Below are 14,328 nucleotides of genomic sequence, written 5' to 3'. Positions count from 1 at the left end.
GTATTAGCTTTTCGATTCTGGATTCGGCGGAACCAGTTGATCCAGTTCTTTATCTGTCAGCTCATCCAGTTCAGAAATATCAGTCTTAATTTTCCATTGTGCTTCATCATCCACCGGATTTGGTAAACGTGCTTCTAGCCAGTCACATACCACATCTGGTGGAAAGTCAGCATGATTGCACTGGATGACCCAAGATAAGAAATCTTTGGCTACACCATTCATATAAGGCGGTGGAGAAACTGGAAGAAACTGAGTCGGCAGGCGCTCATTTTTAGAAATATAGTTCAGAACATGACCCAGTTCCTGTACAGTTTGCCATGCTAAAGGATGATCAACATTAATCTGAAATTTAAACCACCAGGCCTGTTTCCCATCCGAGCCATAGCTATCAATCAGTCCTTTTTGAACACTGGGTACCTTGCAAAAATATTCATATAAACGATCGAAATTTAAATCAGACACAGTATGCAACTCAAAGCATTAAAAAAAGTGATATTAGCATACGCACTTCAGCGTTCATCACGCAAGCCTGTTAAAGTCATGGAATCAATTACAAAACTTTGCAGCAGCAGGGAATTTATCCATATTTTCTGCATGGATTTTGGTTAAAATATGGTCAGAAATCTTTGGAGGACGCACTTATGAAAACATTAGCTTCAGGTGCATTGCTGGCTTCATTCCTGTTCGGTATTGCGGTGCCCGCTTGGGCGGATAATGCCTGGGTAGGCTATACAGGTGTTGATCGTTCTAAACCTCAACATCGTCTTTCATCGCGTCCTCATTATGCACCACAGCCTCCTCATTCGCAGCGGCCTTATTATCCGCAACGTCCATCCCATGGCGGCTATTATCCTCCTGCGCAGAGCCAAAGCGGGTTCAATATCCAGTATCAGGCACCGACCACGATTTACCAGAATTCCAATAGCTATAGCTGGGTCAATGGTGATCCTAATGTGGCTCGGATTGAAAGTTCGAGATATACAGTGATTACTGACTGGCAGCGTTTGGGATTACCGGCACCACCACGCGGAAGTTACTGGATTTATGAAAATGGACGTTATGTGTTGATGAATAACCGTTAAAAGAAATTCCCTCTCTTGTTAGGAGAGGTGATTAATTACCCTCTTGCGAAGCAGTGCTTCTCCCCTTTTGCAAAGGGGGACTTTTCTATGACTATGCCAACTCATCATCCTCAGGTCGTGGAGTTTTACCTTCTGGTAATGGCTTTTCGCTATGCTTGTCGCGAATAACGGATGGATAGGTCCAGGACGCATAACGGACCACCAGAATGGCAAAAGCCAAAATCAGAATCCAACCGGTAATAATAACCTGATCCATGCTGGCTTTGTGTGTATGCTGAATATCAGAAATCAGTAAACGGGTCAGGGCAGTAATCGCAATATAAATCAGGAACCGAACCGGCATATGATTGGTCTTGAAATAGATGCCGACCATGGCACCAAGTTCCAGATAGATAAACAGCAAAAGAATATCATCAATGGTGGCAAACTGTTTGACGGCCAAGATGTCAAATACGGTATGACCTGCGGACCAGATCACTATACAGCCAATAATGAACAACGCAAGATAATGGAAACTTTCTACGGCAAGATTACCAAAACGGTCGAGGAGAGTTTCTATTCTTTTCACTTTAGACTCTGATTTACTCATGTTCTCCTCCTGATTTTTCATGTGAACTAACATATGAACAGGAAAGAACTAGCAAAGATCATGCACAAAAAGAGAAAAATATAATAAAAGTGAAATTATTCGAACTTTTGCACTTTTTTTGCACTAACTTGTTATATTGTATGAGAACTACATTGAATAAATAGGAGAAAAAAATGTTGGACAAAATTCAAACAAAAATTAGTCAATTAGAAGCAGGAAAAAAATTAATTCTGGGCACGGGGATCAAGGCTGAAGAGATGCAGAAGGTACTTGAACTGTGTGAATCTTTAGAGTCGCAAGGGGGAATTAAAATAGTGAATAAGCATTTCAATCCTAAAATAACGACGCAACCAGATACGATCTTGATTGAAAAAGTATAGTGCATAAAAAGCCCTGCAGATGCAGGGCTTTTTATATGGATTCACGTCAAGATTAAGCTTGAGTCGTGAAGTAATCTTCAGAGAAATTCATCACTACTTCGCAACCAGCTTTCACTTTAGTGATACGCAGTGCAAGTTCAGGCAAGATGCGTTGCGTGAAGTAACGTGCAAGCGCAAGTTTGTTTTGGTAGAACTCGCCATCTTTGTCTTTTGCAGCATTGGCAATACGTGCAAACATATAAGAGAAGCTCAATAGGCCTACTGCGTGTAGGTAATCAACTGCTGCTGCATTCGGGAATTCTGCATTTTCGCCAGCAGCTTCAAGCACGAATTGAGTCAATGATTCGACTTCAGTAGCTGCATCTAAAGTTGCATCTTTAATGAAGTTCAGGTCTGCATCTAACTGGTTCGCAAAGTCACGGATTTCTTCGATGTATTCACCGATGTACGCACCGCCACATTTAATGGTTTTACGGCCGATTAAATCTTGTGACTGAACGCCGTTGGTTCCTTCGTAAATCTGTGAGATGCGCAGGTCACGGATACATTGTTCCATACCCCATTCACGGATATAACCATGTCCACCAAAAACCATTTGTGCATCTAGGGTTGCCTGGAATGCAGTATCCGTCAGGTAAGCTTTTGCAATTGGTGTTAACAGCGCCACACGGTCATTGGCTTTTTTCACGGCTTCAGGATCAGTCGAGAACTTGGTAATGTCCAGTTGTTGACCTACATAAACTGCAAATGCACGCGATGCTTCGTTATTCGCACGGACATTCAGCAACATACGACGTACATCACCATGTACTAAAATGCTGTCTGCCGGTTTAGCTGGTGATTGGGCACCAAGAGCACTACGACCCTGTAAACGGTCTGTCGCATATTGCGCAGCATTTTGATAAGCAAATTCTGATGCGCCTAGACCTTGGATGCCCATAGACAGACGTTCGTAGTTCATCATTACGAACATGGCTGCCAGACCTTCATTTTCTTTACCCACCAGGTAACCTTTGGCACCGTCAAAGTTCATTACACAAGTTGCAGATGCCTTGATCCCCATTTTGTGTTCGATTGAACCTGGGCCAACCGGGTTACGTTCGCCAATTGAACCGTCTTCATTGACCAGGAACTTTGGTACAATGAACAGGGAAATACCGCGAGAGCCGGCAGGCGCATCAGGTGTTTTTGCCAGCACCAGGTGAATAATGTTTTCAGCAAGATCGTGGTCACCACCCGTGATAAAGATTTTGGTACCAGTAATGCTGTACGTACCATCTTCATTACGTTCAGCTTTGGTTTTGATAATACCCAGATCAGTACCGGCATGTGGCTCAGTTAAGCACATGGTGCCTGACCATTCGCCAGAGTAGATTTTAGGAAGGTAGGTTTCTTTTTGCTCTTGAGATGCATAGCTGTTTAAAGCCATACCTGCACCCACAGAAAGAAGCGGGTAGAGCATGAAAGATGGGTTAGTTGCAAACAGCATTTCATCAGAAAGTACGGTGAGCATTTTCGGCATTTCCTGGCCGCCCCATTCTGCATCTGCACCCAGACCGATCCAGCCGCCTTCAGCATATTGTTTGAATGCTTCTTTAAAGCCAGCTGGTGTGGTGACATTGCCATTTTCATATTTTGCGCCTTCTTCATCGCCGGTACGGTTCAGAGGAAGCATGACGTTTTGCGCAAACTTCGCCATTTCTTCAAGAATGGCTTCTGCTGTGGCAGTATCCAAGTGGGCAAGATTTTCATTGGCCTGCCAGAACTGTTCTGCATTGAAAACATCATTCAGGATGAATTTCATGTCAGCAAGTGGCGCGTTATAAATTGGCATAGTATGTCACCTGTTTTATTGTTTAATTGGATTGTTTTGGCTCAGTCTAAAGCATTAAAAATCTGAATGTTAGACGACTAAAGGTTAATTCTGTAACTCTTTATAAAGAAAAAGGACTGCCTGAAGATGACCGTCCTTTTTCTTATTATGCATTTAAAACTGCATCAGCTTAGAATGCGAAATGTTCAGCATCTAAAGACATAAGCGGTTCTACACCAGTTGCAATCACGTCAACGTGTGAACGAACACGTGGCAGGATTTTCTTGAAGTAGAAGCGTGCAGTCGTCAATTTAGCATTGTAGAAGTCTGCATCAGTGGTACCTGCAGCAAGAGTCTCTTGAGCAACCAGTGCCATACGAGCCCACAGGTAAGCCAGTGTTACATAACCAGAGAAGTACAGGTAATCTACTGCAGCTGCACCCACTTCTTCAGGATTTTGCATCGCACGCATACCAATCTGCATGGTCAGGTCACCCCATTCTTTGTTCAATGCCGCAAGCGGTTCAACAAATTCTTTCATTGCAGAATTGTCTTTGTTCGCTTCCGCAAATTTGTGGATGATCTTGGTGAAGTCTTTCAACATCGCACCTTGAGTACCCAGTACTTTACGGCCTAACAGGTCAAGTGCTTGAATCTCAGTCGTACCTTCGTACAGGCAGGCAATACGTGTATCACGTACGATTTGTTCCATGCCATGCTCAGAGATAAAGCCATGACCACCGAAGACTTGAACACCATGTTTCGCAGCTTCTGAACCAGTTTCAGTCAGGAATGCTTTTGCGATTGGAGTTAATAGCGACAGGATATTGTCAGCGAACTTGCGTTCTTCTTCAGAAGTACCTTGTTCAACCACATCAGCATATTGAGCCAACAGGTAAACCAGCGCACGACCACCTTCAGCAAATGCTTTTTGAGTTAAAAGCATGTTACGTACAGCTGGGTGAACGATAATTGGATCTGCTTCTTTTTCAGGTGCCTTAGGACCAGAAAGAGAACGCATTGCCAGACGGTCTTTGGCATAAGTTAAAGCGCCTTGGAACGCCGCTTCAGATGCAGACAGACCTTGTACAGCAGTACCGATACGTGCAGTGTTCATGAACGTGAACATGCAGTTCAGACCACGGTTTTCAGGACCGATCAGGAAGCCTTTTGCGTTATCGAAGTTGATGACACAAGTTGCGTTACCATGGATCCCCATTTTGTGTTCGATTGAACCACAACGTACACCGTTACGCTCGCCAATTGAACCGTCAGCATTCAGGTTGAATTTTGGTACGATGAACAGAGAAATACCTTTAGTACCTTTAGGCGCGCCAGGAAGACGAGCAAGTACAATATGGATAATGTTCTCTGCCATGTCGTGTTCACCAGCAGAGATAAAGATTTTCTCGCCAGAAATTGCATAGCTACCATCAGCTTGTGGCTCAGCTTTAGTACGGATGATGCCAAGGTCAGAGCCTGCATGAGATTCAGTCAGACACATGGTACCTGTCCATTCACCTGAAACCAGTTTAGGCAGGTAAGCATCTTTTTGTTCTTGAGAACCGTGGTGTTCTAAAGTACGAACTGCACCATGAGACAGACCAGGGTACATACCCCAAGCCCAGTTCGCAGTACCCACCATTTCAGAAATAGTGATACCTAAAGAATTTGGTAAGCCTTGACCGCCGTATTGCTCTTCAGCAGAAAGAGAAGGGAAGCCTAGCTCGATGTATTTTTGGTACGCTTCTTTAAAGCCAGTCGGTGTTGTTACAACGCCGTCATTCCAGGTACAACCTTCACGGTCGCCTACTTGGTTTAGAGGAGATAATTCATTTTCACAGAAGTCAGCTGCAGCTTCTAGGTACTGATCAACCAACTCACGGCTTACGTTTTCTTGAAACGCAGGAAGTTTTGCGTAATGTTCTTCAGCATTTAATAATTCGTGTAGAACGAATTGCATGTCACGTAAGGGCGCTTTGTATTGTGGCATATCGGTTTCCTCAATACTGGTTTAGACCAGCGTTATCATCCTAAATTAATTGAAACGTGCCTTCAGTGACACGTATTGCTATGAATCTAATCGTGCAACATCTTGCCCAGCCATACAAGCTTTCAGGCGGCTTTCTTGGTGACTATAAAGTCAAAGATTAATCTGCACAGAACAGTAAACATATTGACTGCAAAGACTTTTGTAGAAATTAGCAGAACATGAATGGTCAAAAGAGGACTGAGGAGTCAGCTATAAAAAAAAGCACCCGAAGGTGCCTGAATTTGAAGGAATAAGAAACGTAGAAGAAGATCAAGATGCAGCTTTAGTCATCTTAATGGGTGCATTCGGCTGGAAGTGCACGATACATTGACCATCAATAGTTTGAGTGCCCGCTTTCACTTGAACGGCCTTGCCATGGGTTTGACCTTTACAAGCATTGGCAAATGCAGTTTGTAAAGCCTGGCGTTCTGATAAACGCTGATCATACTGTTTAACCATTTCTGCACGTTGACTATCCGTTAATGCTTCTCCACGGTTCATACCACCACGGAATTCACCACGCATTGGACGATGTTCACCGCGCATACCACGGAATTCACCACGTTGAGCTTTCATGCCTTTATAGTCAGGTTTGAAAGAAATCTTGCATTGACCATCAATGGTTTTATCGCCCGCCTTGATTTGGACTGCACTACCTGCGGCTTTACCGTCACAGGCCTGTTGAATCTGTTTATGCAATTGCATGCGTTCTGCACGAACGGCTTTGAACTGCTCACGTTGCTCTGGAGTGAGACGATACTGTTTTTGACCTTCATGATGTTTCATCATACGAGAATAATCTTTCTGCTCATTCACATTGTTAGTCGATTGACAGGCAGTCAATGCACCCATCGATAAAACAGTGGCACTGATTAAGGCGATTTTTGTCATTGCTTTCATGTTTTTACCCCATTCAAGAGCTAATTCTTTTTGATGAGTAAAGATTAAATAATAAAGATGAAGAAACAATGGAGAGTTTTTTAAGTCTGTGTTCGCTACAATAATGAATATAGAGAAGAAAAATTGAGATTTTTACTTTGAAGATTCGCCGTATTCCGATTGCATTACGTCTGTTTTTGACTGTTTTATTGACCACCCTGGTAATTACCACGGTGAGTCTGGGCGTATTGCATCTGAATATGCAACGCAATTTTACCCGCTATGTGGCGGATGTAGAAATGCAGAAGCTAGATCATGTGATCGAAAATCTGGCTGATGTCTATACGGTATATGAAGACTGGGGTAACGCCATTCAGGCGCAGATTCTGCAAATTGAAGGTGAAGCTGCACCGGATGATTATGACCGTTTATCGCGCTGGTGGTTGCGGCGTCAGTATGATATTGCCTTACAGCAGCGTTACTTTCAGGAGCAGACCTTAGCCACTGTAGCGCCTTCAAGTATGGTTGAACCAAATCTGACATCGCGTTCAGTCAATGAAGAAGAATTGCGTATTCTGGCATCTAACCTGCCTTCACAATTCCAGCCCTTTGAAGGTTTAAGATTTCCACTTAGTTCCAATCAGAACCTGTTTAGAACCGACCGTAAAGACAATAATGGCGGTCAACAGCCAGTTCAGCAGCCTACTGGCAAGAAGCAATTCATCCAGATGCCAGACCGTCTGGGTTTGAGTTCACGCCTGTCACTCTATGATGCCAAACGGCGTTTTGTAGTAGGTGAGGCGTCAGATGAGCAGATTTCCTATCGTCCGATTATGGTCGAAAACCAGGTGGTTGGTTATCTGGGCTTAAAACCGGTTTTAGACCAAGATGATGCTTTAAGTATTAATTTCTTTAGTAATCAGAAACGTTACCTATTTTTAGTTTATGGTTTAAGTATTCTAGCCAGTCTAATTGCTGCATTATTACTGGCAACTTATTTTAAAAAACCAATTCAGCGTTTGTTGAACGGTACGCGTGAATTGACTCGCGGTAATTATCAGCATCAGGTGAAAGTGAAACGTAATGATGAGCTGGGTGATCTGTCTAATGAGCTGAATCAATTGGCAGTGATTCTGGATCAGCATGAAACTTCGCGCCGTCAATGGGTAGCAGATACTTCACATGAACTGAAAACTCCGCTGGCAGTCTTGCAGGCACAGATTGAAGCGATGCAGGATGGAATCCGTAAACCGACACCAGAGCATTTTGCATCGATGTTGGCACAGGTAACCAGCCTGAAAAAACTGACTCAGGACTTGGCAGCTCTAGCGCAGGCTGATGCCCAGCAATTACAGTTTTACTATGCAACTGTAAATCCATGGGAGGTGGTGCAGCAGGAATTAATGAACTTCCAGCCTAAATTTGAACAGGCTGATCTGAAAGTGACTGTTGAAGGTGACGGTGCTGAAGTTGATCTGGATCTGGACCGTTTCAAGCAGATTGTAGCTAACCTGCTCAGCAACAGTATTCGTTATACAGAAGCCGGTGGACAGGTACATATCCATACCGAACAGAATGAGAAAGAATGGACCTTATATGTCGATGACAGTCCATTCGGTCTGACCGATGAGCAGCTGGCTCGCATTGGTGAACGTTTCTATCGTGTCGATGATTCGCGTACTCGTGCCACCGGTGGGACAGGCTTGGGTCTAGCCTTATCTTGTAAAATTACTCAGGCTATGGGTGGTAGCTTAAGCTTTGCACATTCACCATTAGGTGGTTTACGATGCAAACTAAGCTTTCCTAAACAAATGAAACCATAAAGGAAAATATATTCATGAAACATATCATGCTGGTTGAAGACGAAGTCGAACTTGCCCTGTTAGTGCGAGATTATCTAGAGGCTGCTGGTTTTGAAGTCAGCGTGTTTCATGATGGGCAAGAAGCATATAATAGTTTTACCCAGCGTAAACCGAGCCTGATGATCCTGGACTTGATGGTGCCGCGTATGGATGGTCTGACCATTTGCCGTAAAGTGCGTGAACAGTCAGACTTGCCGATCATTATGGTGACTGCGCGTACTGAAGAAATTGACCGTGTACTTGGCCTGAATATGGGCGCGGATGACTATATCTGTAAACCATTTAGTCCAAAAGAACTGGTTGCCCGTGTACAAGCCGTATTACGCCGTTTAGACCGTAAAGCTGAGCCGGAAAGCAATGATTTATTCCGTATGGATAAATCACAACAGCGTATCTGGTATCAGCAAAAAGCCTTGAACCTGACCCCGACTGAATTCCGTTTGCTGGAGCTGTTCCTAGAGCATGTCGGCCAGGTGTATTCACGAGCACAATTACTAGATCATATCAATCCAGACAGTTTTGATGTGGCAGACCGTGTGATTGATAGTCATATCAAAAATTTGCGCCGTAAAATTTCAGATGCTGCGGAAACCGGAAACCGTCATGAGTGGATTCAGGCCGTTTATGGGGTAGGATACCGTTTTGAATATCCTGAAGACTGATATTCGAATTCGTTAAAGAAAAGCGGATAGACTTCTTGGTTTGTTCGCTTTTTTATTTCTGAAAATGATCAATATAAGAGAGCCAAAATAATGAAAATCCTAATCCGGGATGAACAGTTTGAAGATATTCCAGCCATTACTGAATTGACTCGAGCGGCTTTTCAAAATGCTGACCATTCAAGTCATACTGAACAATTCATTGTAAATAGTTTGCGTAAGCATGGGCAGTTAACGATCTCTCTAGTTGCGATTGAAAATAATCACCTGGTTGGCCATGTGGCTATTTCACCTGTCACTATCTCTTCAGGTGAAACTGGCTGGTACGGTCTTGGCCCAATTTCGGTATTACCTGCAAAACAAGGACAGGGAATCGGCACTTTACTTATACGGGTAGCTTTAGATCGCCTGCAACAGTTGGGGGCTCAAGGATGTGTAGTGCTCGGTGATCCTCAATATTATGGTCGTTTCGGGTTTAAGGCTTTTCCAGAACTTTACCTAAAGGATGTTCTACCAGAATATTTTCAAGTCATTGCATTTAATGGATCTATTCCACATGGAGAAGCGGTTTACCATGAGGCGTTTAATGCGACGCAATAATCCATCAAAAAAGAACTATTTCTATTTAGAAATTATGAAGTTTTAAAATATAAATACCTTTTTACTAGCATCCATTATGAAATCAATTATTTATATTTCTTTTTATCTTAGTAGATAAAAAAATAAAAGTTTAATAATTAATAACTTAAATTTATGTATTAGTTGATTAGTTGGAGACCCGCTACAATTCGGTTTTTTATTCATCATGAGAGCGTGTCTTGGAGAGTGAAGCACCGCAACTACAGCGCCGTTTAAAGAACCGTCATATCCAGCTGATTGCTATGGGCGGGGCCATTGGAACCGGATTATTCTTGGGGTCCGCACAGATTATTCAGTCCGCAGGACCTTCCATTATTCTGGGCTATTTGATTGGTGGTTTGATTGCATTCCTGATTATGCGCCAGTTAGGTGAGATGATTGTGCATGAGCCTGTGACTGGTTCATTCAGTTATTTTGCATTTAAATACTGGGGTAAATTTCCAGGCTTTTTAACCGGCTGGAATTACTGGATTTTATATATTCTGGTCGCAATGACAGAGCTGACCGCCATTGGCAAATATATCAATTACTGGTGGCCACATATTCCAGCCTGGGTATCTGTACTCATTTTCTTTTTGGCGGTAACCCTTGCCAACCTAGCCAATGTCAAAATTTATGGTGAGTCTGAGTTCTGGCTATCGATGATTAAAGTCTTTGCCATCATTGCAATGATTATCTTTGGCATATATTTGCTCCTCACTGCTGATGCAACCTCAACTGCTTCGATCAGCAATTTATGGATTCATGGTGGATTTTTTCCGAATGGCTTTGATGGGCTGTTTTATATGCTCGCCTTTATGATGTTTGCCTTTGGCGGCATTGAGCTGATTAGTATGGCAGCGGCAGAAACCGAAAATCCTGGCAAGAACATTCCACGTGCCGTGAATCAAACTGTGATTCGGGTATTTTTATTTTATATCTGCTCGCTTGCCGTATTACTTTCACTCGTACCATGGAATCAGCTGAATTTAGGCGATTTAGATCATAGTCCATTTGTAATGATTTTCAGCCAGATGGGGATTGAATGGGCTGCACATTTACTGAATTTCATTATTTTAACTGCTTCACTTTCAGTTTGTAATAGTGGCATGTATGCCAATAGCCGTATGTTGATGGGGCTGGCTCAACAAGGGAATGCACCGCAATTATTTAAGAGCGTGAATAAACATGGTGTGCCTGTGGCTGCGGTATTGTTCTCCGCATTTCTGATCTTTGGCTGTGTGATCCTGAATTACTTTGTGCCTGAAAAAGCCTTGAGGTACCTGATTTATATCGTGGTGGCTGCGGCAGTACTGAACTGGATGATGATCAGTTTGATTCATTTGAAATTTAGACAAGCCATCAAACGAAAGGGGATTCAAACCAAATTTCCAGCAATCTTTGCGCCGTTTAGTAACTATTTTGTTTTAGCTTTTATGCTGATGATTTTATATATCATGTGGACACAAGGCTTTATGTTGTCAGTGTTGATGTTGCCTGTCTGGATTGGCTTGTTATTTGTGGTGTTTAAGTTGGTGAAGAAAGAGGCTTAAACTAGCAAATGGACTCGGATGAGTCCATTTTCATATGTATACATCTAAGCATTACTTTAATTTATGGTGAATGACTTCTTTAAACTCAGCCATAGTTTCACATTGATCAAAAATTTTAAAATATTCTAAAACAACATTTCTAGCTTGATTAGAAATACGACTAAAATGTGCTGGGTGAGGGACTCTTAGAATTAAAATCTCGTCGTTCCAAATTTTCATGCTGAATTTATCAATAGGTTCTTTTAATAACAATCGATCATTTGAAGTAAGGTGTAATTTTTCCTCTAATTTAGGGAAATTATTGTGGTACTGCCCAACAAAAAAAATAACACGTGGTTGAGTATCTTTGATTTGCTGGGATAAATTTAGAATAGACAATTCTTGAAGATACAAGAAAATATCCTTATATGTTTTATTTTTACTTAAAGTATTGAATGAGGCTTTTTTATAGTCAAATAAATAAAAATTTAGCCATTGAATAGGTTCTTGATGATTTTGAATTTTAATTTTTTAGAAATTGTAAAAAACTACTATGCTTAGGTGATTGAGAGTAAAGCTCTTGATGACGACGAACACTATTTTGAATCACAGTGTCGAAATTAATATCTTCATTTAAAAAGTTACTTAATCGACTTTGCCAACCTTTTGTTTCTTGACCAACCAGCAACACCTTATTCTTTGATGAATAAAAATTTTCATCCAAGAATGGAATAAATGGATAACTTAAATGATGTAAACATTCTTTCTGTTCTGTCGGGATTTCAATTAATTTTGATCTTAAATCAATTAATGTGCTGTGTTGGTTAATCATAGTTTGAGTGATTTTTAACATCTTAATATTATTTGATTTAATCACGTTATCTTATGATTGAACAAGATAATTGTAATGGATGAGAGGCCATTTTATAAGGTTGAAGTTCCAGACTTATTTTTCTAATGTTCGTAATAAGTCAATCCGTACTTTTTCTGCTTTCTTTAATTTCGATACTACCAGCTTATAAGAATTCTGTACTAGGTCCTCAATCAGAGGTTCATCCAGTTGATTATTTTCATAAACTGAAATCCAGTGCTGTTTATTCATATGCCAGCCTGTACAGATATAAGAATAAATATCTCGCAGCATAGCACCATGATCAGGCGCTACTTTTAAATTAATGACAGCTTTGCCTTGGAGATAGAACTGAAGCATAAAGACTTTATCTAGCACCTTGAATACCTTACAACCTTCACCGAAAGGCTGAGTCACAGTGACTTCAGGTAAACTTATCGCTATCTGTGCTGAGATTTGATGTAAGGTCATAAGTTATGAATAAACCGAAATAAAACTGTGGATAATGCTTAAATTATCCACAGTTTTTGGTCGTCTTGTGAATAAATTAAGATGAACAACTTACCATGACTTCAGGTACATCACTCGGCAATGGCCCTAGATCTTCAGGGTGTTCCAGATCTGGCTGTTTTAAATAAGGCTGACTTAATAATTTAAACAGGCGATCGACTTCAGAAAAGTCATCCCGCTCAGCCAGTTCAATGGCTTTCTGTGCCATATGATTGCGCAGGATATAGTGTGAATTGACGAGTTGCATGGCGGCATCTAATTCTCCAGTATCCTGATGTTCGCGGATCGCTTCATATTGAGTCAGGAATGCTTCAAACTGACGGCGATCCAAACAATCATCCTTGATTGCTTCATATTCATGATTCTGCAGGCGAATAAAGCTTTGCGTATAGTCGAGTTGCTCACTTTGTAAGATTCTGAGAAAAGCCATGGCGCAGTCAAAGCTGTCTTTGTGAAAACTCGGTAAGCCCATTTTCTGGTTTAGGCCATGCTTATAATGTTCCAGGAAGGTCGGTTCATAATGTTCCAGACATTGGGCCAGATCCTGTTTCCATTTTTCTTCATCATAGTTTTCAGGACATAATGAAATCAGGTTATTCAGCCACATCCACAAGTTCCAGTGGCCGATGCTTGGTTGCTGCTGATAAGTATAACGACCCTGATAATCCGAGTGGTTATTAATCCAGTTGGGACGGAAACGCTCCATAAACCCATACGGGCCAAAGTCTAGCGTTGAACCGGTAATATTCAGGTTGTCAGTGTTCATGACACCATGCGCAAATCCGACCAGCTGCCATTTGGCAATCATCACTGCCGTGCGCTGAATCACTTGGGTAGCAAATGCCAGAATAGGCTGTTCTGCTTGCAGACATTGCGGGTAATGCCATTCCATACATTTTTGTGTGAATACAGGCAATAGGTCTGGCTGATACTGATTGATCCATTCAAAATGTCCAAACCGGATATGACAGTCAGACGTCCGTAATAGCATTGCACCCGGTTCCAGTTTTTCACGCTGTACACCTTGAGCGGAAGAGGTAAAACCAACCGCATTACTGGACTCTACACCTAGTGCATTTAAGGCGTGTCCGGCTAGGTATTCCCGAATCACCGAGCGTAACACTGCACGACCATCTCCCATACGTGAATAAGGCGTTACACCAGCACCTTTTAAATGCAGGTCAATGGTCTGATGATCTTTATCCAGAATCTGAGCGATCAGTAAACCGCGTCCATCACCCAGTTGTCCTGCCCATTGTCCAAACTGATGGCCGGCATAAACCATGGCCAAAGGTTCAAATTCGGCAAAGGTTTTTTGACCACTACAGATTTCGATCCATTGTGCTTTATCTTCCTCAGACCATTGCAGTTGTTCAGCAAGCGCAGCATTAAAATGTCCCGCTTTAGCACCTTTTAAAGGCAGTGGGGGTTGATGATGATAAAGGCGAGGAGGGAGAGTTTGATATCGGGAATTAAAATACATGGCAGTTAAAATACTTAGGCAATAGAAGCAATATAACAA

The 14,328-nt window shown here is 42.0% G+C and carries 15 protein-coding genes; 6 read left to right on the top strand and 9 right to left on the bottom strand.

Features of this window, described 5'->3' with window-relative positions:
* Positions 1-3: 3 nt before the first annotated feature.
* The gene (locus FTV31_RS00150) at positions 4-462 is read right to left on the bottom strand and encodes a hypothetical protein (protein ID WP_004782151.1); all 459 of its coding nucleotides are present in this window, start codon (positions 460-462) and stop codon (positions 4-6) included.
* 179 nt (positions 463-641) lie between these two features.
* On the opposite strand from FTV31_RS00150, the gene FTV31_RS00145 reads away from it, so the two are divergent.
* Entirely contained in the window at positions 642-1,082 is a 441-nt protein-coding gene (locus FTV31_RS00145; protein ID WP_180012606.1) for an RcnB family protein, read from the top strand.
* Between the two features lie 91 nt (positions 1,083-1,173).
* Here the strand turns inward: FTV31_RS00145 and FTV31_RS00140 are convergent, their stop codons facing one another.
* On the bottom strand, positions 1,174-1,671 hold the full coding sequence (locus FTV31_RS00140; RefSeq protein WP_180012605.1) for a phosphate-starvation-inducible protein PsiE: 498 nt from the start codon (positions 1,669-1,671) through the stop codon (positions 1,174-1,176).
* A 173-nt stretch (positions 1,672-1,844) separates the two neighbouring features.
* Between FTV31_RS00140 and FTV31_RS00135 the strand changes: the two genes are divergently transcribed.
* The gene (locus FTV31_RS00135) at positions 1,845-2,051 is read left to right on the top strand and encodes a hypothetical protein (RefSeq protein ID WP_125279369.1); all 207 of its coding nucleotides are present in this window, start codon (positions 1,845-1,847) and stop codon (positions 2,049-2,051) included.
* 52 nt (positions 2,052-2,103) lie between these two features.
* Here the strand turns inward: FTV31_RS00135 and FTV31_RS00130 are convergent, their stop codons facing one another.
* The 3 genes from FTV31_RS00130 to FTV31_RS00120 all read right to left on the bottom strand — a co-directional run bounded on the left by FTV31_RS00130 (position 2,104) and on the right by FTV31_RS00120 (position 6,796).
* The gene (locus FTV31_RS00130; protein ID WP_005232064.1) at positions 2,104-3,885 is read right to left on the bottom strand and encodes an acyl-CoA dehydrogenase C-terminal domain-containing protein; all 1,782 of its coding nucleotides are present in this window, start codon (positions 3,883-3,885) and stop codon (positions 2,104-2,106) included.
* 169 nt (positions 3,886-4,054) lie between these two features.
* On the bottom strand, positions 4,055-5,857 hold the full coding sequence (locus FTV31_RS00125; protein ID WP_034169926.1) for an acyl-CoA dehydrogenase C-terminal domain-containing protein: 1,803 nt from the start codon (positions 5,855-5,857) through the stop codon (positions 4,055-4,057).
* 309 nt (positions 5,858-6,166) lie between these two features.
* Positions 6,167-6,796: a hypothetical protein gene (locus tag FTV31_RS00120; RefSeq protein WP_180012604.1), complete on the bottom strand. Its 630-nt coding sequence runs from the start codon at positions 6,794-6,796 to the stop codon at positions 6,167-6,169.
* 137 nt (positions 6,797-6,933) lie between these two features.
* On the opposite strand from FTV31_RS00120, the gene baeS reads away from it, so the two are divergent.
* From baeS to FTV31_RS00100, 4 genes are all read left to right on the top strand, one after another.
* Complete coding sequence (gene baeS / locus FTV31_RS00115) at positions 6,934-8,598, top strand: sensor histidine kinase efflux regulator BaeS (protein ID WP_180012603.1); 1,665 nt, start codon at positions 6,934-6,936, stop codon at positions 8,596-8,598.
* A 14-nt stretch (positions 8,599-8,612) separates the two neighbouring features.
* Positions 8,613-9,299: a response regulator gene (locus FTV31_RS00110; protein WP_034704234.1), complete on the top strand. Its 687-nt coding sequence runs from the start codon at positions 8,613-8,615 to the stop codon at positions 9,297-9,299.
* 90 nt (positions 9,300-9,389) lie between these two features.
* On the top strand, positions 9,390-9,896 hold the full coding sequence (locus tag FTV31_RS00105) for a GNAT family N-acetyltransferase (protein ID WP_180012602.1): 507 nt from the start codon (positions 9,390-9,392) through the stop codon (positions 9,894-9,896).
* 218 nt (positions 9,897-10,114) lie between these two features.
* The gene (locus FTV31_RS00100) at positions 10,115-11,467 is read left to right on the top strand and encodes an amino acid permease (protein ID WP_180012601.1); all 1,353 of its coding nucleotides are present in this window, start codon (positions 10,115-10,117) and stop codon (positions 11,465-11,467) included.
* Between the two features lie 51 nt (positions 11,468-11,518).
* On the opposite strand, the gene FTV31_RS17235 is transcribed toward FTV31_RS00100, so the two are convergent.
* The 4 genes from FTV31_RS17235 to FTV31_RS00085 all read right to left on the bottom strand — a co-directional run bounded on the left by FTV31_RS17235 (position 11,519) and on the right by FTV31_RS00085 (position 14,289).
* Positions 11,519-11,860 carry a hypothetical protein gene (locus tag FTV31_RS17235; protein ID WP_257227110.1) on the bottom strand — a complete coding sequence of 114 codons (342 nt, stop codon included), beginning with the start codon at positions 11,858-11,860 and terminating at the stop codon, positions 11,519-11,521.
* Positions 11,861-11,969: 109 nt separating this feature from the next.
* Positions 11,970-12,299 (bottom strand): hypothetical protein, encoded by a 330-nt coding sequence (locus FTV31_RS17230; protein ID WP_257218912.1) that lies wholly within the window; start codon positions 12,297-12,299, stop codon positions 11,970-11,972.
* A gap of 93 nt (positions 12,300-12,392) precedes the next feature.
* Positions 12,393-12,767, bottom strand: a complete 375-nt coding sequence (locus tag FTV31_RS00090) for an MmcQ/YjbR family DNA-binding protein (RefSeq protein ID WP_180012600.1) — start codon at positions 12,765-12,767, stop codon at positions 12,393-12,395.
* Between the two features lie 76 nt (positions 12,768-12,843).
* The gene (locus FTV31_RS00085; protein WP_180012599.1) at positions 12,844-14,289 is read right to left on the bottom strand and encodes a YdiU family protein; all 1,446 of its coding nucleotides are present in this window, start codon (positions 14,287-14,289) and stop codon (positions 12,844-12,846) included.
* Positions 14,290-14,328 lie beyond the last annotated feature (39 nt).

This window comes from Acinetobacter sp. YH16031 (assembly GCF_013417335.1).
GTDB lineage: Bacteria > Pseudomonadota > Gammaproteobacteria > Pseudomonadales > Moraxellaceae > Acinetobacter.
The sequence above is the reverse complement of the archived record's forward strand: the minus strand, read 5'-3'. Positions and strand labels throughout refer to the sequence as shown.

Bases quoted from the DNA above. Each gene is read 5' to 3' on its own strand.
- FTV31_RS00145 (WP_180012606.1), top strand. From the start codon at position 642: ATGAAAACATTAGCTTCAGGTGCATTGCTGGCTTCATTCCTGTTCGGT.
- FTV31_RS00140 (WP_180012605.1), bottom strand. From the start codon at position 1,671: ATGAGTAAATCAGAGTCTAAAGTGAAAAGAATAGAAACTCTCCTCGAC.
- FTV31_RS00135 (WP_125279369.1), top strand. From the start codon at position 1,845: ATGTTGGACAAAATTCAAACAAAAATTAGTCAATTAGAAGCAGGAAAA.
- FTV31_RS00130 (WP_005232064.1), bottom strand. From the start codon at position 3,885: ATGCCAATTTATAACGCGCCACTTGCTGACATGAAATTCATCCTGAAT.
- FTV31_RS00125 (WP_034169926.1), bottom strand. From the start codon at position 5,857: ATGCCACAATACAAAGCGCCCTTACGTGACATGCAATTCGTTCTACAC.
- FTV31_RS00120 (WP_180012604.1), bottom strand. From the start codon at position 6,796: ATGAAAGCAATGACAAAAATCGCCTTAATCAGTGCCACTGTTTTATCG.
- FTV31_RS00110 (WP_034704234.1), top strand. From the start codon at position 8,613: ATGAAACATATCATGCTGGTTGAAGACGAAGTCGAACTTGCCCTGTTA.
- FTV31_RS00105 (WP_180012602.1), top strand. From the start codon at position 9,390: ATGAAAATCCTAATCCGGGATGAACAGTTTGAAGATATTCCAGCCATT.
- FTV31_RS17230 (WP_257218912.1), bottom strand. From the start codon at position 12,299: ATGTTAAAAATCACTCAAACTATGATTAACCAACACAGCACATTAATT.
- FTV31_RS00090 (WP_180012600.1), bottom strand. From the start codon at position 12,767: ATGACCTTACATCAAATCTCAGCACAGATAGCGATAAGTTTACCTGAA.
- FTV31_RS00085 (WP_180012599.1), bottom strand. From the start codon at position 14,289: ATGTATTTTAATTCCCGATATCAAACTCTCCCTCCTCGCCTTTATCAT.